Source organism: Arthrobacter sp. YA7-1 (assembly GCF_025960325.1).
In the GTDB taxonomy this organism is placed as follows: Bacteria; Actinomycetota; Actinomycetes; order Actinomycetales; family Micrococcaceae; genus Arthrobacter; species Arthrobacter bambusae_A.
This window is the reverse complement of the sequence record NZ_CP110114.1, coordinates 2,637,735-2,662,921: the sequence shown is the minus strand read 5'-3', so window position 1 is coordinate 2,662,921 and position 25,187 is coordinate 2,637,735. Positions and strand designations below refer to the sequence as shown.

Here is a 25,187-nt window from a genome sequence, read left to right as displayed (position 1 = left end):
AGGACACACCATGAATGCACACGGCCAGCAGCTAACCGCTGACGCTCCGGACCGAAGCCGGGAGCGACTTGCCCGGGCAGCCCTTTCGCGGCTGATGGAACCACAAGATGCGGCAGGGCTCGCGCTGGTGCAGGCGGCGGGGGCCGTTGACGGTCTCAAGATAGCGAGCGGCGAGCTCAAGCCCGGGCCCGCGCTTGAGCAGGAAGTGGCTTCCTTGTTGGGTGAGAGCGGGGTTTCTTCTGCCGCGGCCGGCTTGGCCGCTGCCCTGCGACGATGGGCGCCACGGATCCCGGAGCTTGCTCCGGAACGCGACCTTGCCACCATGCAACGCCTGGGTGGTCGCATGATCATCCCCGGCGACCCGATGTGGCCCGCGCAGTTGGCAGACCTGGGCCTTCATGAGCCGTTGTGCTTGTGGTGGCGGGGACACGAATTGGAGTTCCCACCCGTTCGTCGGGTCGTGGCCCTTGTCGGCTCACGTGACAGCACAAGCTACGGGGCCTCCGTAACGGGTGATTTCGCTTATGGGCTCGGCCAGCGCGGCTGCACGGTTGTTTCCGGAGGGGCCTACGGCATCGACGCGCATGCGCACCGCGGGGCTTTGGCCGGGGGCACAAACGACATGCCGACGATCGCGGTGATGGCCGGGGGAGTGGATCGATACTATCCATCCGGAAACGAGGATCTCTTGCGTGCCGTGGCAAACCAAGGTGCGGTCATCGCGGAGGTTCCCCCCGGCTCGGCGCCCACCCGCTATAGGTTCCTTCAGCGGAACAGGATTATCGCCGCCTTGGCAGCCGTGACCGTGGTGGTCGAAGCGCGATGGCGTTCGGGTGCCTTGAATACAGCTCATCATGCTGAATCCATTGGCAGGGCGGTCGCCGCGGTCCCGGGGTCCATTCACAGCGCCAACTCTGCGGGCTGCCATCGGCTCCTCCGGGATGGCGGAGCTGTTTGCGTCACGGACGTCGGAGAGATCGCTGAACTGGCGGGGTCGAGCGGTGAGGGGCTCGTCGGGGACAAGGAAACGGCGGCCTCAGACCACGACGGGCTCACCCTCGAGGACCTGATTCTGCTCGACGCGTTGCCGGTCCGCTCGACGAGCTCGGTGGAGAAGCTCGCGGTCGTTGCGGGACTTAGCCCCGAGTCCGTCAGGGCCGGTCTTGGACGCCTTGGGCTGTTGGGTTTGGCGGTATCAGTGAGCGGGGCCTGGAAGAGGTCGGGTAAGCAGGGCTGATTTTGGGACCGGATGGCAGGCTGAGCCTGGTTCGGGGTCTCAAATTCGCAACTTAATCGACAGTCGACTATTAGTTAACTGAAAGTTGGCCTAGTCTCTAGGGGCGATATGGGGGACCGTCCTTCCATCGTTTCAGCAAAGGAGCCGAAGTGACTACGAAGTCAAGGGCGCAGCCCGCGAGGTTCGTGATTGGACAGCAAATCGGCCCCTTCTGATCGTGGGAGCGGTCCTGTTCGTCCAAGGCGGCCCTGGCCCGGTATGGCTTTGGGTTCTTTTCGCGGTCTGGCAGGGGTTGCTCGTGTGGCAGTACTACAGGATTTACAAGTCCATCGGTCAACGGTGAAGATGGCCGAACGTGGCGATGCCAACTACCGGGCCCCCCGGCTGGCACAGTGGAAGGGTGCAAGAGAAATCGCTCCCCGAAGCACTCGCCGGGTCCGTTCAGGACTTCCGTCGCTACCTCGAAAGCGAACGGGCCAGGTCCGCCCACACAGTAAGGGCATACATCGCCGACGTCGAGAGCCTGCTGCGCTTCGCTGCGGCGGAGGGCGTGGGGGAGCTTGCGGACCTGGAGCTCGGCACCCTCCGGCGTTGGCTGGGGGCACAAAGTGAATCCGGCCGGTCCAGGGCAACACTCGCCCGGCACGCCGCGACGGCCCGCGCGTTCACCTCCTGGGCCCTGCGGGAAGAACTCATCGCCTCGGACCCGGCTATTCGCCTCCAGGCCCCCAAGCGGGACCACACACTCCCTGGAGTTCTTCACCAGCAGCAGGTCTCCAGGATCTTCGAAAACCTGTCAGAGGCAGCCGCTGACGGCTCTGCGATGCCGTTGAGAAACCGCGCCGTCGTCGAATTGCTCTATGCCACGGGGATCCGCGTCGGCGAGCTTGCCGGCCTGGACATCGACGATCTCGATCAGGACCGCCGGACTCTTCGCGTGCTCGGTAAAGGAAACAAGGAACGGACGGTGCCCTATGGTGTGCCGGCTGCGCTCGCCGTCGACGACTGGCTTCGCCGCGGCCGTCCACGGCTCGCAACCGAGCGTAGCGGACCGGCGCTCTTTCTCAGTTCCAGGGGTAACCGCATCGATCAGCGCCAGGCCCGCAGTGTCGTCAATGACCTCCTTGCAGCCTTGGGGGATACCGCGGCAACCGGGCCCCACGCGCTGCGCCACACGGCCGCTACCCATCTGCTCGACGGCGGGGCGGACCTGCGTGCGGTGCAGGAAATTCTGGGACACAGCAGCCTCGCAACAACACAGATCTACACCCACGTCTCCGTGGACCGGCTTCGCAAGAGCTACCAACAAGCCCACCCTCGTGCCTAAGGACAAGAAACCGTGCAACGCTTCGAAGAGTCAAAAGGGAGAAAAACCGCCCGTCCGGGAATCGCACTGGCGTAATTCCGGTCCGTACGGCAAAATGAAAGCACTGTGGGGAAACTTTCAACCAAAACTTGAATGTTCTTCCGCTGCGGAAAAAATCATAGATAGGTAGGGAAACCGGAACAGCGCGGCACCCGCGCAACAAAATTTCATCCGAGCAGAGGTCGTTGGGGAAGACGTACCTACAGCTATGGAGGATGGAATGTCTGTTGCAATAACCCGCGGTGTCTTGTTTGTGCATTCGGCCCCTACCGCATTGTGCCCTCACGTTGAGTGGGCCATTGGATCGGTCGTTGACAAGCGGACCGATCTTGAGTGGACCCCTCAACCTGCCGCGCCCGGAATGTTCCGCGCCGAGCTCTCTTGGGCAGGAGTCCCTGGAACGGGTGCCCAATTGGCTTCGGCGCTGCGTGGGTGGGCACACCTACGCTACGAAGTCACCGAGGAGCCGAGCCAAGGCGTGGACGGCGCGCGTTGGTCGCACACTCCGGAGTTGGGTATTTTCCATGCCGTCACCGATGTCCACGGCAACATCATGGTGACCGAGGACCGCATCCGCTACGCCTACGAGTCGGGGGCGGGAGATCCTGCCGCCGTCTACCATGAGCTTTCCCTGGCGCTCGGCGAGGCCTGGGACGAGGAGCTCGAGCCCTTCCGGCATGCTGCCGAAGGCGCCCCTGTGCGCTGGCTCCACCAAGTCGGTTAGGGAACAAAGTACCGAGACCGTTTTTCCATAGCAAAGAGGAGGGCCCCACCACGGTGGGGCCCTCCTCTTGTGCCTGGCTTGCGCCTCGACCTGCAGCGACTGTCAGACGTTGCGGATGGCGATGACGGCGTTGTGGCCGCCGAAACCGAAGGAGTTGCTCAAAGCGACAATGTCACCGGCGGGCAAAGTGCGTGCCGAAGTGACGACGTCGAGCGGGATCTCCGGATCCTGGTTCTCAAGGTTGATGGTCAACGGAGCCTGGCGTTCGTAAACGGCAAGAACAGTCAGCACTGCTTCTACGGCCCCTGAAGCGCCCAACAGGTGGCCCATCTGCGACTTGGTGGCAGAGACTGCCACATTGTCGACGTGGGCGCCCAGTGCGGCACGGAGCGCCGTGTACTCGGGCTTGTCACCGACAGGGGTCGAGGTGGCGTGGGCGTTGACGTGAACGACATCCTCGGCCTGGATGCGGCCGTCGAACATGGCAGCCTTCAAGGCGCGGGTAGCGCCCAGGCCTTCCGGGTCCGGCGCCGTGATGTGGTAGGCGTCAGCCGTGACCGAGGTACCAGCGAGCTCAGCGTAGATGCGCGCGCCGCGGGCGATCGCGTGCTCCTCGGCTTCCAGGACCAGGGCGCCGGCGCCTTCACCCATGACGAAGCCGTCGCGGTCGCGGTCGTAAGGCCGCGAAGCATGCTCGGGATCGTCATTGCGGCGGGAGAGCGCCTGCATCGAGGAAAACGCGGCAAGCGGCATCGGGTGGATGGCGGCTTCGGCACCACCGCACACAACGACGTCGGCCTTGCCCGAGCGGATGAGATCCAGGCCGAGGTGCATGGCTTCGGTGCCGGAAGCGCACGCGGAAACCGGGGTGTGCGCACCGGCGCGGGCACCAAGGTCGAGGCTGACGGCCGCGGCGACGCCGTTCGGCATGAGCATCGGAACTGTCATGGGAAGGACACGGCGGGGACCCTTTTCCCTCAGAGTGTCCCAAGCGTCCAGAAGCGTCCAGACGCCGCCGATGCCCGTAGCGAAGGCCACGGCAAGGCGGTCGTGGTCGATTTCGGTGATACCGGAATCTGCCCAGGCCTCGCGTGCGGCGATGACACCGAACTGCGTGGAGGGGTCCATGCGTTTGGCTTCAACGCGGCTCAGGACCTCGAGGGCCGGCGTCGAGCACCGGGCGGCAAAGTGGACCGGAAGGTCATACTTGGCAACCCACTCGTCCTCGAGTGTGTGGGCACCGGAGACCCCTTTGAGCGCGTTCTTCCACATTGTGGGGACGTCGCCGCCGATGGGCGTTGTGGCGCCCAGACCGGTTATGACTACTTTGCGTGCCATGCGATCACTCTCTGTCGGATCAGCCAACCCATGTGCTGTTCTCACTGGGGAGGCAGGAAAAAACTTTGGGAGATATAGCAGCTGTGCCGGGCTTCGGATGCAACAGGTCGCACCCGAAGTCCGGCACAGTTGAGGCCAGGCTAGGCCTGTGCGTTCGAGATGAAGTTGACGGCGTCGCCGACGGTCTTGAGGTTCTTGACCTCTTCGTCCGGGATGCGGACGCCGAACTTCTCTTCAGCGTTGACGACGATGGTCATCATGGAGATGGAGTCGATGTCCAGGTCCTCGGTGAAGGACTTGTCCAGCTCCACGGCTTCGGTGGCGAGGCCGGTCTCTTCGTTCACGATTTCAGCCAGGCCGGCCAGGATTTCTTCGTTGCTAGCCATTGTTGGCTCCTTTTCTTGTTGTCCGGCTATTGCCGGAAATGGGGGCAAACCGCGGATACGGCTTGGGTTCCAAAGCACTATTCAATTGGAAGGCAGACGCCGCCAAAACTACGGAAGAACGATCACCTGGGCACCGAACACCAGACCGGCGCCGAAGCCGATCTGCAAGGCAAGGCCACCGCTGAGCCCAGGGTTCTCCTTCAGGAGCCGGTGCGTGGCCAGCGGAATGGAGGCGGCGGACGTGTTTCCCGCATCGGCGATGTCCCGTGCGACCACCACGGTCTCGGGAAGTTTGAGCTTCTTGACCATTTCGTCGATGATCCGCATGTTCGCCTGGTGGGGGACAAAGGCGGCGAGATCCGAGGCTTCGATTCCTGCGGCGTCGAGGGCTTGCTGAGCAACCTTCGCCATTTCCCATACGGCCCAACGGAAGACCGTCTGCCCGTCCTGGCGGAGCGTGGGCCAGACATCCTGCGCTGCGGAAATAATGGCCTGATCGTCGGATTCGTCCGAATGGCGGGCAGACTCGCCCAGGTTGCGGACTTCGTCGAGGGAATGCGTCATGCCGATCGCGTTCCACTTGCTGCCATCGGATCCCCAGACGGACGGGGCAATGCCGGGCGTGTCGGACGGGCCGATGATCACGGCGCCGGCACCGTCGCCGAGGAGGAAGGAAATGGTTCGCTCATGGTTGTCGATGACGTCCGAGAGCTTCTCGGCGCCGACCACCAGGACGTATTCAGCCGCGCCCGAGCGGACCAAGGCATCGCCCTGGGCAATGCCGTAGCAGTAGCCCGCACATGCCGCGGAGATGTCGAAGGCCGGTGCCGGCGTGGCGCCCAAGCGGTCGGTCAGGGCGGCAGCGGCGGACGGCGTCGCGTAGGGGTGCGTGACGGTGGAGACGATGACGGCACCCAGCTGGGAAGCCTCGATGCCGGCCTGCTTGAGCGCCTCGCGCGCCGCCCCTTCGGCCATGTCAATGACGCTGACATCGGCCGCGGCGCGATGGCGGGTGACGATGCCGGTGCGTTGGCGGATCCATTCATCCGAGGAATCGATCCACTGGCAGACGTCGTCGTTGGTGACGATGATGTCCGGGCGGTATGCCCCGATGCCCGCAATGCGTGAGAATTCTTTCGTCGGTGCCTGCTTGAGTACGGGGGCGGTCATGCGTCTCCCTCCAATTCCGCGAAGAGTGCAAGTGCAGCGGACAAATCGTCCGGTGACTTGACGGCAACGGTTTTCACGCCCGGCATGCCGCGCTTGGCGAGGCCCGCGAGGGTGCCGGCCGGTGCCAGTTCGATGAGGCCGGTGACCCCGCGCTGGACAAGGTTCTCCATGCAGAGGTCCCAACGCACCGGGCGCGAGACCTGGGCGATCAGGCTTTCGACGGCGGCGCCGCCGTCCGTGACTTCCCGGCCGTCGAAGTTCGAGAGCAACGGAACCGTGGGGGCCTGCGGCTTGAGCGAGGGACGGAGTGCTTCAAGCGCGCTCACGGCCGGAGCCATGTGGGAGGTGTGGAATGCTCCGGCGACCTTCAGCGGGATCACCCTGGCCTTCGCCGGGGGGTTGTCAGCCAGTGCCTGCAGCTGTTCGAACGTGCCCGCGGCTACGGTCTGGCCCGCGCCGTTGACGTTCGCAGGAGTTGCGCCGGCAGCCTCGATGGCGGAAAGCACCTCGGCCGGATCGCCTCCGACGACGGCACTCATCCCCGTGGGGGTGACGGCGGCGGCTGCGGCCATGCTGTTGGCACGCTCGCGGACAAACGTCATGGCTTCTTCTTCGCTCAGGACACCCGCCAGCGCCGAGGCCGTGATTTCGCCGACCGAGTGGCCGGCCAGGACGATCGGAAGGGTGCTGAGTTCGACGTCGAACAGTGATTTCGCTGCGACGAGGCCTGCGGCGACGATCAAGGGCTGCGCGACGGCAGTGTCCTTGATGGTTTCTTCATCGGAGGTGGTGCCGTGGGCTTTGAGGTCGATGCCTGCGATTTCGCTCAGGGAGGCCAAATGGCCTTCTACGGAAGGGAGCTCCAGCCAAGGGGCCAAAAATCCAGGGGTCTGGGAGCCCTGTCCAGGGCAGACGATTGCAAGCACGTAACCAGCTTTCCAAATTGCCGCGTGAACTACTGGTGTTTGCGTACACCAAGCTCACTGGGTCAGTTTGTAGGAAGTCTACAACGGTTCAACCCGCGGATCGGGTACCGTGACGCTCCGGCGTCGCCTTTGGCTGTGCCGAAAGCCGGCCCACGACCAACGCGGTTTGGAGCACGAAAGCCTCCCGGGGGAGGAGGGGGTCCCACCCCGTGACGTCGCAGACGCGCTTGAGACGATACCGCACGGTGTTCGCGTGGACGAACAGTTCGCGGGCAGTCGCTTCGAGGGAATGGCCGAGTTCCAAATAGGTGCCGAGGGTTTCGACCAGGCCGTTGGACGCGGCGAGCAGCGGCCGGTAGATGTTCTTGATAAGGGAGCGGCGGGCAGCGTCGTCGCCTGAGACGACGCGTTCCGGGAGAAGGTCGTCCGCGGCGACCGGTCGCGGAGCCGACGGCCAGGCTTTGGCGGCGGTCAGCCCTGCGAAGGCGGCCTGGGCGGAGCTGCTGGCTTCCAGGAGGGAGCCGGCCTCGGGTCCGTAGACCACCGCGCCCGGTGCGAACAGTTCGCTGAGTTTCAGGTACGCGGTGTCGCGGTCCTGCACGCCACCCAGAATCAGGATGAGGCGGTCGCCCTGGATGCCGACCAGGGCGTCCTCCGCGTAGCGTCCGGCGGTCCGTCGCAACTCGCTCACGTAGCTTGCGCTGGGTTCCGACGGCGAGTTTCCCACCATCACCGTGAAACGCTCCTGTGCCTTCCAGCCGAGGGCCGCGATCCGGGAACGAAGGGCATCGGTATTCTCGCCGCGGAGGATGGCGTCGACAATGAGCGCTTCGAGCCGGGTGTCCCAGGAACCGCGGGACTCGGCGGCGCGGGCATAGACATCCGCGGCGGCGAACGCAACTTCCCGCGAATAGCGCAGGACCGCTTCGCGCAAGGACGGTTGGTCGGCTTCGGGTGCGATCACCGGGACCTGGTCCTCGACCACTTCGACGACGATCCGGATCAACTGGAGGGCCTTTTGCAGGCTGATCGAGCGGGTCAGCTCGGTAGGAGCATTCCCAAAGACGTCCGTCAGGATCCATGACGGCGAGCTCGGCCGTTCGTACCACGTCACGAAAGCCGCGATTCCGTTTTGGGCAACCAGGCCCAAAGCTGAACGTTCGTCGGAGCTCAGCCGGCTGTACCACGGCAACGATTTCTCAAGCTTGCGCATGGTGGTGGTGGACAGTTGCCCCACGTTGGCACGGAGCCGCTTGAGGGTCTCCGCCTTTTCCGGAGTTACCGTGCGCGCAGCCGCTTTACGTTTCGCGGGGGTTTGAATCGGCTCTGCCATGCCTTGAGCATACGGCGCATCATCCACAAGCTCCATTTGTGCGAAGGCTACAACTGCGATTGGTACGCGTCACGCGCCGACTGCACCGAACGGCGCCACGGGCGCTTGCCGGCAAAAGCGTTAAAGCCCGACGGCGGCCCGCACCTTTCGGTGTGGACCGCCGTCGAGATGTCGCTTGGCTTGCTTCGCTGGAGACTTAGCTTTCGCCGCCCGCCCCGCCGGTGGTGCCGGCGTTGACATCGAGGAGGCTGTACTTCTCGATTGCCTGGGCCGGTGCCTGGGCGTCAACTTCGCCGCGGCGGGCGAGGAGTTGCAAGGCCTTGACGACGATGGAGTGGGTGTCGTTTTTGAAGAAGCGTCGTGCGGCTTGGCGGGTGTCGGAGAATCCGAAGCCGTCGGCGCCGAGGGAGGCGAATTCGTTGGGGATGAATTGGCGGATCTGGTCCGGGACGGCCTTCATGTAGTCGGTGACGGCGATGACCGGTCCGGTGGCGCCTGCGAGTTGCTGGGCGACGAACGGGGTGCGGGGTTCTTCGCCGGGGTTCAGGAAGGCGTGTTCTTCGGCGGCGAGTCCGTCGCGTCGGAGTTCGTTCCAGGAGGTCACGGACCAGACGTCGGCGGAGACTCCCCAGTCCTGGGCGAGGACTTTCTGGGCTTCCAGGGCCCAGGGGACCGAGACGCCGGAAGCCAGGAGCTGCGCGCGGGGCCCGTCGGTTTTCGCCGGGCTGAGCAGGTAGATGCCTTTGAGGACGCCGTTGACGTCGAGGTTCTCCGGTTCCGCGGGCTGGCTGATCGGTTCGTTGTACACGGTGAGGTAGTACATCACGTTCCGGTCGGCGGAGTTCTCTCCGTACATGCGTTCGAGGCCGTCGCGGATGATGTGTCCGATTTCGTAGCCGTAGGCGGGGTCGTAGGTGAGGACGGCGGGGTTGGTGGAGGCCAGGATGGGGGAGTGTCCGTCGGCGTGTTGGAGTCCTTCGCCGGTGAGGGTGGTCCGTCCTGCGGTGGCGCCGATGATGAAGCCGCGGGTCATTTGGTCCGCGGCGGCCCAGAACGCGTCGCCGGTGCGTTGGAAGCCGAACATGGAGTAGAACACGTAGATCGGCACGAGGGGTTCGCCGTGGGTGGCGTAGGCGGTGCCCGCGGCGGTGAAGGCCGCGACCGCGCCGGCTTCGTTGATGCCGGGGTGGATGAGCTGGCCCATGGGGGATTCCTTGTAGGCCAGGACGAGGTCCCGGTCCACGGAGAGGTAGTTCTGGCCCTTGGGGTTGTAGATCTTCGCGGTCGGGAAGAACGCGTCCATGCCGAAGGTCCGCGACTCGTCCGGGACGACCGGGACGAAGCGTTTGCCGAAGTTCTTGTCCCGCATGAGGTCCTTCAGGAGCCTCACGAAAGCCATGGTCGTGGCGGCCTGCTGCTTGCCGGAGCCGCGCTTGGCGACCTCGTAGGACTTGGCCTCGGGCAGGGTCACCGGGGTATGGGCGGAGCGGCGTTCGGGCACGGGCCCGCCCAGCGCTGCGCGGCGGTCCATCATGTACTGGATTTCCGGGGCGTCCATGCCGGGGTGGTAGTACGGCGGACGGTACAGATCGGTGTCGAGCTGCTCGTCGGTGATGGGGATGCGCAGGTGGTCACGGAAGGCCTTGAGGTCTTCCATGGTGAGTTTCTTCATTTGGTGGGTCGCGTTGCGGCCCTCGAAGTGGGGTCCGAGTCCGTAGCCCTTGACGGTCTTGGCCAGGATCACGGTGGGTTTGCCCTTGAACTCGACCGCGGCCTTGTACGCGGCGTAGACCTTGCGGTAGTCGTGGCCGCCGCGTTTGAGGTTCCAGATCTGGTTGTCGTCCAGGTCCGCGACCATGTCCTTGGTCGCCGGGGTTTTCCCGAAGAAGTGTTCCCGGACGAACCCGCCGGATTCGGCCTTGTAGGTCTGGTAGTCCCCGTCGACGGTTTCGTTCATGATCTTCACCAGGGACCCGTCGGTGTCGCGGGCCAGGAGGTCGTCCCATTCCCGGCCCCAGACGACCTTGATGACGTTCCAGCCCGCGCCGCGGAAGAACGCCTCCAGTTCCTGCATGATCTTCCCGTTGCCCCTCACCGGCCCGTCCAGGCGCTGGAGGTTGCAGTTGATCACGAAGTTCAGGTTGTCCAGGTTCTCGTTCGCGGCGAGCTGGAGCAGGCCGCGGGACTCGGGCTCGTCCATTTCCCCGTCGCCCAGGAACGCCCAGACCTGCTGATCGGAGGTGTCCTTGAGGCCGCGGTCGTGCAGGTAGCGGTTGGACTGGGCCTGGTAGATCGCGTTCATCGGGCCGATGCCCATGGACACGGTGGGGAATTCCCAGAACGAGGGCATCAGGCGCGGGTGCGGGTAGGAGGAGAGCGCGTGGCCCTGCTTGGACTTTTCCTGCCGGAACCCGTCCAGGTCCTCCTCCGAGAGCCGGCCTTCCATGAACGCCCTGGCGTACATGCCCGGGGACGCGTGTCCCTGGAAGAAGACCTGGTCCCCGCCGGAGGGGTGGTCCTTGCCGCGGAAGAAGTGGTTGAAGCCGACCTCGTACAAGGTCGCGGCCCCGGCATAGGTGGAGATGTGCCCGCCCACCCCGATGTCGGCCCGCTGCGCCCGGTGCACCATCACGGCCGCGTTCCAGCGCATGTACGCCCGGTACCGGCGCTCGAACTCCTCGTTGCCCGGGAATTCCGCTTCCTGGTCCGCCGGGATCGTGTTCACGTAATCGGTGGTGGTCACCATCGGCACCCCCACCGACTGGGACCCCGCCCGCTGAAGCAGGCTGCGCATGATGAACTGCGCCCGCTCCGTGCCCTGCTCCCTGATCAACGCATCCAAAGACTCAACCCACTCGGCAGTCTCTTCCGGATCACGATCAGGCAGCTGGGAAGTCAACCCGCTAAGGATGTGTGAGGTCTCTTCTCCTGCAGCCACGTCCAACCTCTCTTTTGGCGCATTCATCGTCGCCTCAGGTCCGGCAGGGTAACTGCCCGTCATGAACGCGGCGTGTGCGACATATCGGTTACAACAGCCCGGTCATGTGCGCCGGGCAGGTTCTCTTGAGCTTGAGCTGCGCTATTCGCGGCGGGCGGTTGCCCTGCAGCCAAAGTCTTCAATGGCCACTGTAGCTTTGTACGAGCCGCGATGCGTAGCCGCGCGGTCGTGAAGGCGTTGTATGTCACACTCAAGCTGTTACATCGTAGGCAGTTGTACCTGCAGCCATGGCTACAGCGCCGATCGTCGCCATGGCTTTAGCCGTGGCCGGGGCGCGGATTATGGTGGAACGCGGGACAATGGCTTGAAGCACACGCCCAAAGGGTGTTGGCTTGTAGTAATCGAAATCACTTCAAGAGGAGGAAACGTGAGCGAGGCCGACGCCGCCACATCGGTAAATGTGGCGGAAAGATTGGGTTTCAAAGATGGGGATCTAATTCAGGAACTCGGTTACGACGATGATGTCGATTTCGATTTGCGTGAAGACATTGAGGAACTCACAGGTTCCGAGCTGCTTGACGAAGACGATCACGAGGTAGTGGATGCGGTCATTTTCTGGTGGCGCGATGGTGATGGAGACCTTGTCGACGCACTGGTGGATTCACTGACCACCCTGGGTGAAGGTGGCGTGGTCTGGGTACTGACTCCCAAATCGGGCCGTGACAACTACGTCTCACCCTCGGATATCCAGGACGCGGCTCCCACTGCCGGTTTGCATTGCACCACCTCCGCAGGCGTCTCCAAGGACTGGAGCGCCACGCGGCTTGTAGCACGCAAGAAGAACAAGTGACCCACTCCAGGTTGAGCCCTCCCGGACTGCATCCGGGAGTTCCCGTTGTGGGACAGGAGGCCCCGGATTTTGAGCTCGTGAACCAGTTTGGTGAGCCGGTTCGCTTGTCTGGTCTCCGCGGCCGCAACGTTGTGGTGGTCTTCTATCCGTTCGCTTTCTCCGGAATCTGCACCGGGGAGCTGTGTGAGATCCGTGACAATCTGGGTATTTTCGAACAGGCCAACGCCACAGTCCTTGGAGTTTCGGTGGACAGCAAGTTCGCCTTGCGGGCGTACGCGGACAAGGAACGCTACGAGTTCGATCTCCTGGCGGACTTCTGGCCGCACGGACAAGTTGCCGAGAAGTATGGCGTGTTTGACGCCGCTACCGGAATGTCGTTGCGGGGCACATTCATCATTGATGCCGCGGGCATCGTCCGCTACGTCGTCGTCAATCCGCGCGGCCAGGCACGCGACTTAGCGGAATACCGCGAGGCATTGTCCGCGCTCGGCCAGGCCTAGCGTCGATGAGCGCCCCACGGCCCGGCGTCGGAATGACTGGCTTCGCCATACTTGCGCCGGCCCCCGCGGCTGAGTTGGATCCAGGCGAGATGGACCTTCTCGGCCAGGCCGCCGGGATTCTCGGGGGCAAGCGGCTTGCTGTTTTGACGGGAGCCGGCCTGAGCACGGACTCCGGCATCCCTGACTATCGCGGCCCAGGAGCGGCACCGCGGAATCCGATGACCTTCCAGGAATTCATCGGAAGCCCTGTGAACCGGCGCCGTTACTGGGCGAGGAATCACCTTGGATGGTCCCACCTCCGGCACGCGGACCCGAACGCCGGGCATGCCGCCGTCGCGCTCCTTGAGCGGCGCGGGCTGCTTACGGGACTCATCACGCAGAACGTGGACCGTCTGCACGAGGATGCCGGCAGCATCAACGTGGTGGACCTGCATGGCCGCTACGATCGTGTGATCTGCCTCGACGAGGGGCATGTCTTCACGCGGCGGCTCGTGGCATCCATTCTTGAGGAAATCAATCCCGGCTTCCTCGAAGCCGTCCAGGCTTCCGGAGTCGTGGAAATGGCACCGGACGCCGATGCCTCGGTGGAGGATCCCGAACTCATTCGATCGTTCGTCGTCGCTGTCTGTCCCGTATGCGGTGGAACGCTCAAGCCCGACTTCGTCTACTTCGGTGAAAATGTGCCCAAGGATCGGGTGCAACGCGCCTATTCCATGGTGGACGAAGCCGGGGCGCTGCTGGTGGCGGGGTCTTCGTTGACCGTCATGAGCGGGCTGAGGTTCGTGCGGCACGCAGCCAAACTCGGCAAGCCGGTAGTGATCATCAACCGGGGTCCGACCCGCGGCGACGGTTTCGCGGATCTCAAAGTGGAAGCAGGAGTCAGCGGCGCGCTGGCCTGGCTTGCCGCTGAGCTTCCCGATCTGCTCCCGTCCAAGCGAGTCGATTAGTGTTCCGGGCGATTGATCCGGTAGAGTACATGTTCGTTGGTTGAAGCGCCGAGGGTGCCGAAATCAGTGTTTTGGGTCTTTAGCTCAGCTGGTAGAGCGCCACGTTTACACCGTGGATGTCATCGGTTCGATCCCGGTAGGACCCACCAAGGAGAAGAGCCCCTGAACTTCGGAAACGAAGCTCAGGGGCTCTTTTTATTTGTTCCAGAGCCTTGGGGCCCCAATGGTTGTGGACGGTCGTTTGCCGGTTCAGAATGGCAGCATGACAGCGTCCGGAGATGCATCGCGCGACAAGAGGCTGGCGAAAATCGGTACGGCGGTGTTTGCCGTCGCCCCGGCTACCGCCGCCGGTCTGTTGCCATGGATGGTGACCCGTTGGAGAGTGCAACAGCCCGTACCCGGCGGATTGCCGGCCCAGTGCGCAGGCGTTCTGTTGATCGGCGCCGGCGCGGTCGTGATCACCAATTCTTTTGCGCGATTCGCCCTTGAAGGAATAGGCACGCCGGCACCCTTTGCGCCGCCGAAGAACCTTGTGGTCACCGGTTTCTATAGGTTCGTGCGGAACCCCATCTACGTGGGCATCGGCGCCGCGATCACCGGACAGGGCCTCTTGCTGGGACAGCCAAGGCTGTTCGGGCTGGCGGCGCTAGGCGCAGTTCCCGTGGTGGCTTTCGTGAGCCTGCATGAGGAGCCGACGCTTGCCCGCAAGTTCGGCGCCGAGTATGACGACTACCGGGCCAACGTTCCGCGTTGGCTGCCACGGCTCACCCCTTGGCGGCAGCAGGACTAGCTTTGCGCCTGATCCCTGCGGGGAATTGGAAAAGCTCTCCACCGCGACTATTGGGGGATGCCGCGGTGGAGAGCTCATAGATGAATATACAGAGAATTTCTGGATATGGAAAGGAAGCCATTCTCCGCCCGGCGAGTCTCATCCCGGCACCAAGCCACTATGATGGTGGTTGTTCAGTGGATTGAACAAGCGTGATTGCCGCGGATCGGAGTTCCGCTGCCCCCGGGTAGCGTTTCTGCTTGGCACGCGCCCACTCTGCGCCAGGCGCACGATTGCGAAGGAGAATCATGGCCGATTCCCGCACCCCCCGTTCCGCCGAAGGATTGGGGAGCTCCTCGCCGGCGCCTGCCGTGACCCGCGCTGCCGCGGTCCTGGATGCCTTGGCGGAGGCGCCTTCGGGCAGGCTGACCCTCAGTGATCTTTCAAGGGAGCTGGGGATTCCGAAATCTTCCACGTCAAACCTGTTGATGGCCCTTGAGGAAGCCCGGTTGATAACCCGCGAAGGTGCCGAGTTTTCGCTCGGCCGGAAGCTGGTTGAACTTGGTGCCGCCTACCTGAGCCGGCTCGACGAAGTCCAGGAGTTTTACAAGTTCTGCGAACAGGCGCCAACACTCTCCGGCGAAACAGTGCGGATTGCGATGATCGACGGCGATCACATCATCTACTTGGCGCGCTACGAAGGGCACCCGGCCGTCCGGCTCACGTCGAACATCGGCGACAAAATGCCGCTTTCCCTGAGCGCAGTCGGCAAGGTCCTCCTGGCCCAGCTTCACGATCATGACATCGAAGCAATGTTCCCGGACGACGTGGAACTCCCTGTCATGACCCCGAAGTCCCTCCGGAGCGCCGTTGAGCTCAAGGCCCAAGTGGCTGCGATCCGCAAGCAGGGCTACGCCTTGGAGGACGAGGAATCCACTCTCGGCGTGGTTTGCCTTGCCGTGCCCGTCCCGACCCACGGGGCACACGGCCCCAGCCTTGGTCTCTCGGTGACGGCCCTGAAAGCCACCTTTTCCGAGGAGCAGGCTGCCCTGATGGTCAAGGAACTCAAGGAGCTCGCCCACTCGCTGGGCAACCCGATGGGCTAACCGATCTGGCCGCCCGGCCAAGGTCATAATTAAATCTGATTACACCACTTGAAACTTGTACAACGTACTGTACTCTGTTCAATATAGTGATTCACGCCATGGCGGCTGACACTATCTCGCCAGGCCAACGGGGGTCTGGAGTGTTCTTGAGGGAGTGCTTGTGACAACTCGTACTAAGACAAAGCTTGCTGACACGGACGGCTCGGTAGTTGAGCCGGAACAGCTGCGAAGGGCAACACTTGCCAGCTCCGTAGGATCCGCTCTGGAGTACTACGACTTCTACATTTACGGTCTGGCTTCGGCCCTGATCTTCGGGCCGCTGTTCTTCAAGCCCTTGGGAGACAGCGGCGCGTTGATCGCGTCGTTCGCCACCTACGGCGTCGGATTCGCGGCGCGCCCCTTCGGTGGCGTCCTCTTCGGATTCATCGGAGACCGCTTCGGCCGCAAGATGGTCCTCCTGATGACCATCGGCATGATGGGCCTCGCAAGCTTCGCAATCGGCTTGCTCCCGACGTTCGATCAAGCGGGCATGCTTGGCGCCGTCCTGCTCGTGGCGCTTCGTATCGTCCAGGGCCTCGGCGCCGGAGCCGAGCAGGCGGGCGCAACAACCCTGATCTCCGAAGTGGCTCCGCCCAAGCGCCGTGGTTATTTCGCTTCGCTGCCCTTCGTCGGCATCCAGCTCGGAACCCTCCTTGGTGCCGGTACCTTCGCGCTGATTGGCATGGCCAACAAAAGCGTGCTTGAAGGCTGGCTGTGGCGTGTTCCGTTCCTTGCCAGCTTCGTCCTGATCGTCGTGGCTCTCTTCATCCGTCTGAGGCTGAAGGAGACCCCGGTGTTCCAGGAGCTGGAGAAGCACAAGAATGTGGTGAAGAACCCCGTTGGCGAACTTCTGAGGCACTCCAAGAAGAACGTGTTGATCGGCATCGGCCTCCGCATGGGCGAAAACGGCAACTCGTCCATCTACGGAACGCTTCTCATCTCCTTCATTTCCGTCAAGGAAGGCGTCTTTCCGGGCGACAAGTTCATTGGCCCGGTCGGCCTGCTGATCGCAGCAGGATTCGCCGCCGTCATGGTAGTGACGTTCGGCGCCTTGTCGGACCGGATTGGGCGAGTGAAGGTGTACCGCTACGGAGCCCTTTTCCAGGCTGTCTTCGCTATTCCTGCTTTCTACCTCGTGACTCTTGGCAACGTCACCCTTGTGTGGGCCGTCATGGTGGTTGGTATCGCCCTCGGTGTGCAGTCCATGCTTGGCCCACAGTGCCCGCTGCTGCCGGAATTGTTCGGTTCGCAGTATCGCTTCACCGGCGTGGCTTTGAGCCGTGAACTGTCTGCCGTTCTGGCCGGCGGCTTGGTTCCCGTCTTCGGTGCCATCCTGCTTGCCGCGACGGGCAACTCCTGGGTGGTTCTGGCGGTCTACTCGCTGGTGCTGGCCCTGATTTCATACGTCACCACGTTCTTCACCCCGGAAACTGCCGGCCGTGATCTCCTTTCCCTGGAGGACGCGAAGTAAGGATCCCCGTACCTGACGTACGCAGCGGCGGTCCCCTCCGAAGTTCGGAAGGGGCCGCCGCTTTTTCGTGCCCCGCCCCGCCAGCAAACCCACGCCGGCCGGCGAGCCCGCCACACACGGCAAAGCGGCCCCTCCGGAATACCGGAGGGGCCGCTTGGATGGAGCTGGGAAAGTCGGCGGTTTAGTAGAAGTGCACCGTGTCCACAAGGTGGGGGAGCTCCCCGCCGTCGAGGAACGTGCGCAAGTTGCTGGCGAAGCGCTCAGCGATGAGCCGGTTTTCCGCAGCGCTGAGTGCCGACGTGTGCGGGGAGACCATGACGTTCGTGTGGTTCCACAGCGGGCTGTCCTGGGGGAGCGGCTCGACGGCGAAGACGTCCAGGCAGGCGTAGGACACCTGGCCGTTGTCCAGGGCTTCGAGGAGCGCCTCTTCGTCAACCACGGTTCCACGCCCAACGTTGACGAAAACCGTGCCGGGCTTCATCGCCGAGAAGACGTCGTGGTTGAAGAGTTTCTCCGTGTAGGGCGTGCCGGGGAGCGTGTTGACGACGGCGTCGGCGCTGGCCAGGAGGCCCGGCAGGCCATCGTTGTCCGCGACCTCGTCGATTCCTTCGATCGCTTCGATGTTCCGCTTGGTTCCGCTCACCTTCATTCCAAGGGCGCGGGCGATGCGGGCGGTCTCGAGGCCGATTTCGCCGAGGCCCGTGATGACCAGCTTGGAGCCGTTCACAAGTTTGGTGGGGGTGCGCAGCTCGGGCCAGACCTTCGCAGCCTGGTCCTGGGCAAGTTCCCCGCTGCGCTTGAACCCGTTGAGGATGCCCAGGGCCGCGAATTCAGCCAGCGGAAGCGCATGCACGCCTGCGGACGTGGTGACCTTGAACTTCTGCAGGGTCTCGCTGTCGAGGCCGGAAGCCTTCACGGCGCCACCGGCACCTGCGGCCATGGCGTGGATCCACTGCAGGTGCGGGTTGCTTTGCGCGATGCGTGCCAGGCCGGCCGGATTCTCGTTGGGGAAGCCGTAGAGGATCTGGGCCTTGTTCAACATCGACCAGTAGCGTTCCTCTTGTTCGGGAGTCCGCTTGAAGTCCGGATCGCCTGAATGGTCGGCCGGGAAGCGTTCCGGAGGAAGCAGTTCGGGTTCGTAGAGCACCGTAATGCCCGGATCTACGGCGCGGATTCGCTCCACATGCTCAGCTTCGAGCGGGACAGCGATCGCGATGGTGAGTTCATCAGTCGTCATGGTGTTCATCATACTGAATTGAGGCTAGGATATTGAACAGTTTTTGAAAGATGAACCACAAAGAAGTGAGGTGTACGCCAAAGATGACCGCCAAGACCGCAGGTTTTGTGGGGCTAGGGCTCATGGGTTTCCCCATGGCTGCCAATCTGATCGGCAACGGCTGGGAGGTCACTGCGTGGAACCGCTCCTCCGAAGCGCTCGCCGAATTGGAGAAGCTCGGCGGAACGCGTTCGGAGTCGGTTGCCGGGCTCCGGGACCAACCCGTCATTATTTTCATGCTCCCGGATCTCTCCTACATCCAGGATGCCGCCGCGCCGCTCCTCGACTCCTGGCGCTCGGACGCACCGCTTCCCGGAACGACGATCGTCATCATGAGCAGCGTGTCCCCGACCGCCGTGCGGGAATTCGGCCGGACGGTCCATGGCGCAAGCGGCGGGAACGCCGTCGTCGTCGATGCCCCGGTCAGCGGGGGCACCAAAGGCGCGCAGGACGGCACGCTCGCCATCATGGTCGGAGCCACCGAAGAAGACTTCCAGCGATCGCTGCCCCTCCTCCAATCCATGGGAACCACTGTCCGCCGGATGGGCAAGCTGGGCGCCGGTTCGCTCGCGAAGGCCTGTAACCAATTGATCGTCGGGACCACGACGGCGGCGCTCGCGGAAGCCGCTGAACTCGCCGAGCGCTCGGGCATGGCTGCTTCTGCCCTCTTCGAGGTCCTGGCCGGCGGACTCGCCGGAAGCCGGGTCCTGGAGTTTGTCGGCCCGCGCCTCGCAGCCAAGGATTACGCGCCCACAGGTCCCGCGAAGTTCATGCACAAGGACCTCACGTTCGTCCTCCAAAGCGCTGAAGCGGCCGGCGCCGCCGTCCCGATGGCGACAGCCGGCGTCGAACTCTACCGCGAACTGATCGATCAGGGACTTGGCGACCAGGACCTCGCAGTTGTCCGCAAGGCCATCGCCAACCTCAGCGACACTTCCCTAAGTCCTTCGAACTAAGTAAGGAAACAACCATGAGTGGACTCTTCGATCTTACCGGGCGCGTTGCGCTCGTTACAGGATCCAGCCGCGGCATCGGCAACGCGCTGGCCCGCGGATTGGCCGACGCCGGTGCCACCGTTGTCCTCAACGGCATCAACACGGAACGGCTCAAGGACGCGGAAGCCGCCATGGCGGCGGACTTCGGGCCCGGGCGCATCCATAGCTGTGCGTTCGACGTCACGAGCGACACCGAAGCGGCCCGGGGTATCGCCTGGGTCGAGGAGAACGTCGGCCCGCTCGATATCCTCGTCAACAATGCGGGAATCCAGCACCGCGTGCCGATGCTGGACCTGGATGTGAAGGACTGGGAGCGGGTCATCACCACCGACCTGACCAGCGCCTTCCTCGTAGGACGCGAAGCCGCCCGCCACATGATCCCGCGGGGCCGCGGCAAGATCATCAACATCTGCTCGGTGCAGACCGACCTGGCACGCCCCACGATCGCCCCCTATGTCGCTGCCAAGGGCGGCCTGCGCAACCTGACACGCGCCATGACGGCCGAGTGGGCGGCCTCCGGCCTTCAGATCAACGGCATCGCACCGGGCTACATCCACACCGAGATGACCCAGAACCTCGTGGACGATCCCGACTTCAACTCCTGGATCCTTGGCCGGACGCCGGCCCACCGATGGGGCACCGTGGCGGATCTCGCCGGTCCGGCGGTATGGCTTGCCTCGGAGGCATCGAACTTCGTCAACGGCCAGACGATCTTTGTCGACGGCGGAATGACGGTGGTCGTCTAATGAGCGATTTCCAGCTTCCCCAGTCTTCACCCGCGGTGGTGGCCCACGCCGCCGGCGACCTTCGCATCGAGGACATAGCCCTCGTTGTTCCCACCCCTGACCAGGCCGTCGTCGAGATCGCCTACGGCGGCATCTGCGGCTCGGACCTGCACTACTGGCTCCATGGCGCCGCGGGGGAGTCAATCCTCAAGGCCCCGATGGTCCTGGGCCACGAAATCGTCGGCACAGTCGTCCAGCAGGCCGCCGATGGCAGCGGACCGGCGGCCGGAACCGCCGTCGCGGTGCACCCGGCGACTCCGGCCCCGGGTGCCGCCAAGTACCCGGAAGACCGGCCGAACCTCTCCCCGGGCTGCACCTACCTCGGAAGTGCCGCACGGTACCCGCACACGGACGGAGCCTTCAGCCGCTACGCCACCTTGCCCTCCCGCATGCTCCGGGCGCTTCCGGCCACGCTGGACTTGCGCACGGCGGCGCTTGTGGAGCCGGCCAGCGTTGCCTGGCATGCCGTCGCCCGCGCAGGGGAGGTGGCCGGCAAGACAGCCTTGGTGATCGGAAGTGGTCCGATCGGCGCGCTGGCAGTTGCCGTCCTCAAGCGCGCGGGTGCAACCCGGATCGTGGCCGTCGACATGCATGACAAGCCTCTTGAGATCGCGCGTGCGGTGGGCGCGGACGAGGTCCTCAAGGGCGACGATGCGGAGGCCATCGCCGCAGTGGAGGCCGACGTCGTCATCGAGTCCTCCGGCAGCCACTTCGGACTGGCCTCGGCCATCAAGGGTGCGGTACGCGGCGGGAAGGTGGTCATGGTCGGGTTGCTGCCCTCCGGACCGCAGCCGGTCTTCATTTCGCTGGCCATCACCCGCGAGCTCGAACTGCTCGGATCCTTCCGTTTCAACGACGAGATCGACGAGGTCATTGCGGCGCTCGCGGACGGTTCGCTCTATGTTGATCCGGTGGTCACCCACGAATTCACGCTGGACCGGGGCCTGGAGGCCTTCGAAGTGGCCAGGAACTCGGCCGAATCGGGGAAGGTCCTGCTGAACTTCCAGCCTGTGGCCTAGGTTCCCGGGCGGCGCGGACGTTCGGCCGTCAGCGCCGCTCGACTGGAACGAACACCCGTGGCTGGCCTTCCCAGCCCGGTGACAGGTCCGCGATGGTCTCCCGCATGATGTTGGAGGAGGCCTCGCGGGCCTTGTCGCCGTCTCCGTCCCGGATGCCCTGGGCTACATCCAGATGCCATTGCAGGGCCGTTTCCTTCGGATGTTCGGGCATGAGCCCGTGAACGGTCCGGCCGGTGAGGGTCTCGGTGACCTGGCCGATCAGGTTCGCGAACATTTCATTGCCGGAACCGGAGAGCACCAGCGCGTGAAAGCGGATGTCGAGGTCCAGGAAGGTGGGCATGTCGCCCGCGCGGCCCGCATCACGCATGGCCAGGGAAATGTCCAACAGCTCGCTGCGCAGGGACTCCGGAGCGTTTTCCGCGGCCAGTTCCGCGGCCACGGGCTCGACGGCGGAGCGGAGTTCGGCGAGGGAGCGCAACTGTGCGCCACGCCCTTCTCCGGCCAGCCGCCAGCGGATCACCAGCGGATCGAAGGGATTCCAGCGGTCCGCGGGGAGGACCCGGATGCCGACACGCTTGATGGTTTCCACCAGACCCAAAGACTGCAATACCCTGACGGCTTCCCGCACCACCGAGCGTGACACCTTGAGCTCCTCCTCAAGGTGCTCAGCCAGCATGACGTGGCCGGTGGGGAGCTTACCGCCGACGATCCGGGTACCCAGATGCTCGACAGCGCGGTAGTGGAGACTGGTTGACATAGTCGTAAGCATAGTGGCGGCGGGCACTCCGCCAGCGGAAGCCCGGGCCCGGGGAACTCCCCACAGCGCGGGCCAGCAACTCCCCACAGCGCGGGCCAGCAACATAGACTCTTTTGTGACGCGGACGTTTCCAAAACGTGGGCTCAACTTTCCCAGACGTGGTCCGAATACGTATGGTTTATTCCAGCTACTGCTCTAGAAAGCGTTTCCTCGCTCCTAGCAGGACTCGATGCACAAGAATGAATTGGAGTTTTGATGTCAGCACACATCGGTGTCACCGGCCTCGCGGTGATGGGCGCCAATCTGGCCCGCAACCTGGCCCGCAACGGCTTCACCGTTGCCCTGCACAACCGCTCCGTCGAAAAGACCGACGCCCTGCTGGCCAAGCACGGCACGGACGGCAACTTCATCCGCACGGAAACCCTCCAGGAACTCGTGGACTCCCTCGAGAAGCCCCGGCGTGTCCTGATCATGGTGAAGGCCGGCAAGCCGGTTGACGCCGTCATCGACCAGCTCGTTCCCTTGCTGGAACCCGGTGACATCGTGATCGACGCCGGCAACTCGCACTACGAGGACACCCGCCGCCGCGAATCCGCGCTGGCCGAGAAGGACCTGCACTTCGTGGGCGTCGGCGTATCCGGGGGCGAAGAGGGCGCCCTCAACGGCCCCTCCATCATGCCCGGCGGTTCCAAGGAGTCCTACGACGCCCTGGGCCCGCTGCTCGAAAAGATCTCCGCCAAGGTTGACGGCAAGCCGTGCTGCGCCTGGATAGGCACCGACGGTGCCGGCCACTTCGTCAAGATGGTCCACAACGGCATCGAATACGCCGACATGCAGGTCATCGGCGAAGCCTTCGATCTCCTCCGCTCCGGCGCCGGCATCGAGCCGGCCGAGCAGTCCAGGATCTTCACCGAATGGAACAAGGGCGAACTCGCTTCCTTCCTGATCGAAATCTCCGCAGAGGTCCTGGGCCACGTCGACGCCAAGACGGGCAAGCCGTTCGTCGACGTCGTCGTGGACGCTGCCGGCCAGAAGGGCACCGGCCGCTGGACGGTCATCTCCGCCCTCGAACTCGGTTCCCCGGTTTCGGGTATCGCAGAGTCCGTCTTCGCACGAGCGCTGTCTTCCCAGGCGGAGCAGCGCAAGCTCGGCCAGGAGCTGCTCGCCGGCGAGGAAATCGCCGTCGAAATCCCGGAGAACTTCGTCGAGGACGTCCGCCAGGCGCTCTACGCCTCCAAGCTGGTTTCCTACGCCCAGGGCCTGGACATGCTGACCTCGGCCGCGAAGGAATACGGCTGGGACCTCAAGCTCGACGAAATCGCTTCGCTGTGGCGCGGCGGCTGCATCATCCGCGCTGAGCTGCTCAAGGAAATCACCAACGCCTACGCAGCCGAGGAGAAGCCCGCCAACCTGCTGTTCGCCCCGGCCTTCACCAAGGCGATCGCCGGCGCGCTTCCAGCATGGCGCCGCGTGGTGGCCACGGCCGTCCAGCTGGGCATCCCGGTTCCCGTGTTCTCCTCCTCGCTGGCCTACTACGACGGGCTTCGCCGCAAGCGCCTCGCCGCAGCGGTCATCCAGGGACAGCGCGACCTCTTCGGGGCGCACACCTACGGCCGCGTTGACGCCGAAGGCACCTTCCATACCCTGTGGGGCGAAGACAAGTCCGAGGTCTCGGCAGTCGACACCCACTAAGGACCCTGCTGCCCCACAGATTGGGGCAGGCCCCGCTCGGTTCACGGCTAAGGCCGGCACTTCCCCGATACTGTGGAGGCGCCGGCCTTTGCCGTAGCCAGGTCCGGAAAGAAAACGCCACACGCAACACGAGGAGCAGTCCATGCCGCAACGCGTCGCATTTGTCACCGGTGCATCAACCGGGATCGGTTTCGAAGCCGCTATCAAGCTCAGCAAAGCAGGAATGGTCGTGTACGCGGGGGCGCGGCGGGTCGAAAAAATGGAGCCGCTGAAGGCCCACGGAATCAAGGTGTTGTCCCTCGACGTCACTGAGGAAGGCTCGATGAAGGCCGCCGTGGACCTCGTCATGGCCGAGCAGGGACGGATCGACGTGCTGGTCAACAACGCCGGATACGGGTCCTACGGTTCCTTGGAAGAGGTGCCGCTGGACGAAGGCCGGCGCCAGTTCGAAGTCAACGTCTTCGGTCTCGCCCGGATGTCGCAGCTGGTGATCCCCGCGATGCGGGCTGCGGGGTCCGGCAGGATCATCAATGTCTCCTCGATCGGCGGCAAAATGTACGAACCCCTCGGCGCCTGGTACCACGGAACGAAGTTCGCCGTCGAGGGCATGAGCGACTCCCTGCGCCTGGAACTGAAACCCCATGGCATTGATGTGGCAATCATCGAGCCTGCCGGCACGGACACGGAATGGGGAACCATCGCGGGGGAGAGCCTGCTGACGGTTTCGGGACATGGACCATATCGCGAGCAGGCCCGGATCGTGGCGGCCGCTTTGGCATCGACATCGGGAACCGCGCTGTCAACGCCCCCGCGTGTGGTGGCGGGCGCTATCCTTCACGCGGCAACGTCGCGCCGGCCCAGGACCCGATACCCGGTGGGCAGGGGAGCCTGGACCATCCTGGCCCTGCGCCGGGTGCTTCCCGACCGGGCCTTCGACAACGTTTTCTGGAACGCCTACAAGCGCTTTTCCGGCTAGATCCGGTACTCGATGTAGTACTCGGCGGGATCGACGGCGGGTTTGGTTTCGCTCTTGGCATCACGGTGCCGCCATGTTGCGGGAACGCCGGTGATGATCGACTCAGGCGGTGCGTCCTTGACCACGACGGCGTTGGCGCCAACGGCGCTGTCGGCGCCGATGGTGATGGGCCCAAGGACCTTCGCCCCGGCCCCGATCGTGACGCGGTCTCCGATGGTGGGGTGGCGCTTGACCTTGGCCAAGGAACGTCCACCCAGCGTCACACCGTGGTAGATCATGACGTCTTCGCCGATCTCGGCGGTCTCGCCGATGACCACCCCCATGCCGTGGTCAATGAAGAACCTGCGGCCGATGGTCGCGCCGGGGTGGATCTCGATGCCGGTCAGGAACCGGGCAAGCTGGGAAATAAGCCGTGCCGGGAACCGCAGCTCGGGGTTTTGCCACAATTTGTGCGTCAGGCGGTGTGCCCAGATGGCATGCAGGCCGGAGTAGGCAAAAAAGTTCTCAAAGGAACCTCGGGCCGCCGGGTCATGTGACCGGGCGGCCTCGAGGTCCTCCATAAGTCTTGCGAAGAAGCTCACAAAGAC

General features: G+C 64.0%; 23 protein-coding genes and 1 tRNA gene. 15 read left to right on the top strand and 9 right to left on the bottom strand.

Going from position 1 to position 25,187, the window contains the following annotated elements:
- Nucleotides 1–10: 10 nt before the first annotated feature.
- The 3 genes from dprA (at nucleotide 11) to OIT41_RS12475 (ending at nucleotide 3,327) form a co-directional block, all read left to right on the top strand.
- Entirely contained in the window at nucleotides 11–1,237 is a 1,227-nt protein-coding gene (gene dprA / locus OIT41_RS12485; RefSeq protein ID WP_264636534.1) for a DNA-processing protein DprA, read from the top strand.
- A 400-nt stretch (nucleotides 1,238–1,637) separates the two neighbouring features.
- The gene (locus tag OIT41_RS12480; protein WP_264636533.1) at nucleotides 1,638–2,564 is read left to right on the top strand and encodes a tyrosine recombinase XerC; all 927 of its coding nucleotides are present in this window, start codon (nucleotides 1,638–1,640) and stop codon (nucleotides 2,562–2,564) included.
- Between the two features lie 259 nt (nucleotides 2,565–2,823).
- Entirely contained in the window at nucleotides 2,824–3,327 is a 504-nt protein-coding gene (locus OIT41_RS12475) for a DUF3145 domain-containing protein (RefSeq protein WP_078108617.1), read from the top strand.
- 102 nt (nucleotides 3,328–3,429) lie between these two features.
- Here the strand turns inward: OIT41_RS12475 and fabF are convergent, their stop codons facing one another.
- The 6 genes from fabF to aceE form a co-directional block, all read right to left on the bottom strand.
- A complete protein-coding gene (gene fabF, locus OIT41_RS12470) occupies nucleotides 3,430–4,665 on the bottom strand; it encodes a beta-ketoacyl-ACP synthase II (protein ID WP_241710849.1) in 1,236 nt (411 codons plus the stop codon).
- Between the two features lie 140 nt (nucleotides 4,666–4,805).
- Nucleotides 4,806–5,051, bottom strand: a complete 246-nt coding sequence (locus OIT41_RS12465) for an acyl carrier protein (RefSeq protein ID WP_028267518.1) — start codon at nucleotides 5,049–5,051, stop codon at nucleotides 4,806–4,808.
- Nucleotides 5,052–5,159: 108 nt separating this feature from the next.
- Entirely contained in the window at nucleotides 5,160–6,221 is a 1,062-nt protein-coding gene (locus tag OIT41_RS12460) for a beta-ketoacyl-ACP synthase III (RefSeq protein ID WP_264636532.1), read from the bottom strand.
- Nucleotides 6,218–7,147: an ACP S-malonyltransferase gene (locus OIT41_RS12455; RefSeq protein WP_078108620.1), complete on the bottom strand. Its 930-nt coding sequence runs from the start codon at nucleotides 7,145–7,147 to the stop codon at nucleotides 6,218–6,220. Before OIT41_RS12455 ends, OIT41_RS12460 begins: the two co-directional genes overlap by 4 nt.
- 88 nt (nucleotides 7,148–7,235) lie before the next feature.
- The gene (locus OIT41_RS12450; protein WP_078108621.1) at nucleotides 7,236–8,480 is read right to left on the bottom strand and encodes a PucR family transcriptional regulator; all 1,245 of its coding nucleotides are present in this window, start codon (nucleotides 8,478–8,480) and stop codon (nucleotides 7,236–7,238) included.
- A gap of 196 nt (nucleotides 8,481–8,676) precedes the next feature.
- Nucleotides 8,677–11,445: a pyruvate dehydrogenase (acetyl-transferring), homodimeric type gene (aceE, locus tag OIT41_RS12445; RefSeq protein WP_264636531.1), complete on the bottom strand. Its 2,769-nt coding sequence runs from the start codon at nucleotides 11,443–11,445 to the stop codon at nucleotides 8,677–8,679.
- 400 nt (nucleotides 11,446–11,845) lie between these two features.
- Here aceE and OIT41_RS12440 point away from each other — a divergent pair, with 400 nt between their 5' ends.
- The 7 genes from OIT41_RS12440 (at nucleotide 11,846) to OIT41_RS12410 (ending at nucleotide 17,100) form a co-directional block, all read left to right on the top strand.
- Nucleotides 11,846–12,268 (top strand): DUF3052 domain-containing protein, encoded by a 423-nt coding sequence (locus tag OIT41_RS12440; protein ID WP_078108631.1) that lies wholly within the window; start codon nucleotides 11,846–11,848, stop codon nucleotides 12,266–12,268.
- On the top strand, nucleotides 12,265–12,768 hold the full coding sequence (locus OIT41_RS12435; RefSeq protein WP_241709835.1) for a peroxiredoxin: 504 nt from the start codon (nucleotides 12,265–12,267) through the stop codon (nucleotides 12,766–12,768). Before OIT41_RS12440 ends, OIT41_RS12435 begins: the two co-directional genes overlap by 4 nt.
- A 5-nt stretch (nucleotides 12,769–12,773) precedes the next feature.
- Nucleotides 12,774–13,715, top strand: coding sequence for a Sir2 family NAD-dependent protein deacetylase (locus OIT41_RS12430; protein WP_241709836.1), 942 nt, complete (start codon nucleotides 12,774–12,776; stop codon nucleotides 13,713–13,715).
- A 73-nt stretch (nucleotides 13,716–13,788) separates the two neighbouring features.
- Nucleotides 13,789–13,864: transfer RNA gene (locus OIT41_RS12425), tRNA-Val, on the top strand.
- Between the two features lie 113 nt (nucleotides 13,865–13,977).
- Nucleotides 13,978–14,505 (top strand): methyltransferase family protein, encoded by a 528-nt coding sequence (locus tag OIT41_RS12420; RefSeq protein WP_264636530.1) that lies wholly within the window; start codon nucleotides 13,978–13,980, stop codon nucleotides 14,503–14,505.
- 287 nt (nucleotides 14,506–14,792) lie between these two features.
- Nucleotides 14,793–15,590 (top strand): IclR family transcriptional regulator, encoded by a 798-nt coding sequence (locus OIT41_RS12415; RefSeq protein WP_241709838.1) that lies wholly within the window; start codon nucleotides 14,793–14,795, stop codon nucleotides 15,588–15,590.
- Nucleotides 15,591–15,744: 154 nt separating this feature from the next.
- Complete coding sequence (locus OIT41_RS12410; protein ID WP_241709839.1) at nucleotides 15,745–17,100, top strand: MFS transporter; 1,356 nt, start codon at nucleotides 15,745–15,747, stop codon at nucleotides 17,098–17,100.
- Between the two features lie 181 nt (nucleotides 17,101–17,281).
- Here the strand turns inward: OIT41_RS12410 and OIT41_RS12405 are convergent, their stop codons facing one another.
- A complete protein-coding gene (locus OIT41_RS12405; protein ID WP_264636529.1) occupies nucleotides 17,282–18,349 on the bottom strand; it encodes a D-2-hydroxyacid dehydrogenase in 1,068 nt (355 codons plus the stop codon).
- Between the two features lie 71 nt (nucleotides 18,350–18,420).
- Between OIT41_RS12405 and OIT41_RS12400 the strand changes: the two genes are divergently transcribed.
- From OIT41_RS12400 to OIT41_RS12390, 3 genes are read left to right on the top strand one after another with little or no spacing between them, the layout of a single operon-like run.
- Nucleotides 18,421–19,332, top strand: a complete 912-nt coding sequence (locus OIT41_RS12400) for an NAD(P)-dependent oxidoreductase (protein ID WP_264636528.1) — start codon at nucleotides 18,421–18,423, stop codon at nucleotides 19,330–19,332.
- Between the two features lie 14 nt (nucleotides 19,333–19,346).
- Nucleotides 19,347–20,117: an SDR family oxidoreductase gene (locus OIT41_RS12395; protein WP_078108638.1), complete on the top strand. Its 771-nt coding sequence runs from the start codon at nucleotides 19,347–19,349 to the stop codon at nucleotides 20,115–20,117.
- Nucleotides 20,117–21,175: an L-idonate 5-dehydrogenase gene (locus OIT41_RS12390; protein ID WP_264636527.1), complete on the top strand. Its 1,059-nt coding sequence runs from the start codon at nucleotides 20,117–20,119 to the stop codon at nucleotides 21,173–21,175. Before OIT41_RS12395 ends, OIT41_RS12390 begins: the two co-directional genes overlap by 1 nt.
- A gap of 28 nt (nucleotides 21,176–21,203) precedes the next feature.
- Here OIT41_RS12390 and OIT41_RS12385 read toward each other — a convergent pair whose 3' ends face one another.
- Nucleotides 21,204–21,932, bottom strand: coding sequence for a FadR/GntR family transcriptional regulator (locus OIT41_RS12385; protein WP_264636526.1), 729 nt, complete (start codon nucleotides 21,930–21,932; stop codon nucleotides 21,204–21,206).
- A 255-nt stretch (nucleotides 21,933–22,187) separates the two neighbouring features.
- Between OIT41_RS12385 and gndA the strand changes: the two genes are divergently transcribed.
- Complete coding sequence (gene gndA, locus OIT41_RS12380) at nucleotides 22,188–23,624, top strand: NADP-dependent phosphogluconate dehydrogenase (protein WP_264636525.1); 1,437 nt, start codon at nucleotides 22,188–22,190, stop codon at nucleotides 23,622–23,624.
- Between the two features lie 142 nt (nucleotides 23,625–23,766).
- A complete protein-coding gene (locus OIT41_RS12375; protein WP_241709841.1) occupies nucleotides 23,767–24,600 on the top strand; it encodes an oxidoreductase in 834 nt (277 codons plus the stop codon).
- On the opposite strand, the gene epsC is transcribed toward OIT41_RS12375, so the two are convergent.
- Nucleotides 24,597–25,181, bottom strand: a complete 585-nt coding sequence (gene epsC / locus OIT41_RS12370) for a serine O-acetyltransferase EpsC (protein ID WP_078108643.1) — start codon at nucleotides 25,179–25,181, stop codon at nucleotides 24,597–24,599. The genes OIT41_RS12375 and epsC overlap by 4 nt on opposite strands.
- Between the last annotated feature and the right edge of the window lie 6 nt (nucleotides 25,182–25,187).

Bases quoted from the DNA above. Each gene is read 5' to 3' on its own strand.
- dprA (WP_264636534.1), top strand. From the start codon at position 11: ATGAATGCACACGGCCAGCAGCTAACCGCTGACGCTCCGGACCGAAGC.
- OIT41_RS12475 (WP_078108617.1), top strand. From the start codon at position 2,824: ATGTCTGTTGCAATAACCCGCGGTGTCTTGTTTGTGCATTCGGCCCCT.
- fabF (WP_241710849.1), bottom strand. From the start codon at position 4,665: ATGGCACGCAAAGTAGTCATAACCGGTCTGGGCGCCACAACGCCCATC.
- OIT41_RS12465 (WP_028267518.1), bottom strand. From the start codon at position 5,051: ATGGCTAGCAACGAAGAAATCCTGGCCGGCCTGGCTGAAATCGTGAAC.
- OIT41_RS12460 (WP_264636532.1), bottom strand. From the start codon at position 6,221: ATGACCGCCCCCGTACTCAAGCAGGCACCGACGAAAGAATTCTCACGC.
- OIT41_RS12450 (WP_078108621.1), bottom strand. From the start codon at position 8,480: ATGGCAGAGCCGATTCAAACCCCCGCGAAACGTAAAGCGGCTGCGCGC.
- aceE (WP_264636531.1), bottom strand. From the start codon at position 11,445: ATGAATGCGCCAAAAGAGAGGTTGGACGTGGCTGCAGGAGAAGAGACC.
- OIT41_RS12430 (WP_241709836.1), top strand. From the start codon at position 12,774: ATGAGCGCCCCACGGCCCGGCGTCGGAATGACTGGCTTCGCCATACTT.
- OIT41_RS12420 (WP_264636530.1), top strand. From the start codon at position 13,978: ATGACAGCGTCCGGAGATGCATCGCGCGACAAGAGGCTGGCGAAAATC.
- OIT41_RS12415 (WP_241709838.1), top strand. From the start codon at position 14,793: ATGGCCGATTCCCGCACCCCCCGTTCCGCCGAAGGATTGGGGAGCTCC.
- OIT41_RS12405 (WP_264636529.1), bottom strand. From the start codon at position 18,349: ATGATGAACACCATGACGACTGATGAACTCACCATCGCGATCGCTGTC.
- OIT41_RS12400 (WP_264636528.1), top strand. From the start codon at position 18,421: ATGACCGCCAAGACCGCAGGTTTTGTGGGGCTAGGGCTCATGGGTTTC.
- OIT41_RS12395 (WP_078108638.1), top strand. From the start codon at position 19,347: ATGAGTGGACTCTTCGATCTTACCGGGCGCGTTGCGCTCGTTACAGGA.
- OIT41_RS12390 (WP_264636527.1), top strand. From the start codon at position 20,117: ATGAGCGATTTCCAGCTTCCCCAGTCTTCACCCGCGGTGGTGGCCCAC.
- OIT41_RS12385 (WP_264636526.1), bottom strand. From the start codon at position 21,932: ATGTCAACCAGTCTCCACTACCGCGCTGTCGAGCATCTGGGTACCCGG.
- gndA (WP_264636525.1), top strand. From the start codon at position 22,188: ATGTCAGCACACATCGGTGTCACCGGCCTCGCGGTGATGGGCGCCAAT.
- OIT41_RS12375 (WP_241709841.1), top strand. From the start codon at position 23,767: ATGCCGCAACGCGTCGCATTTGTCACCGGTGCATCAACCGGGATCGGT.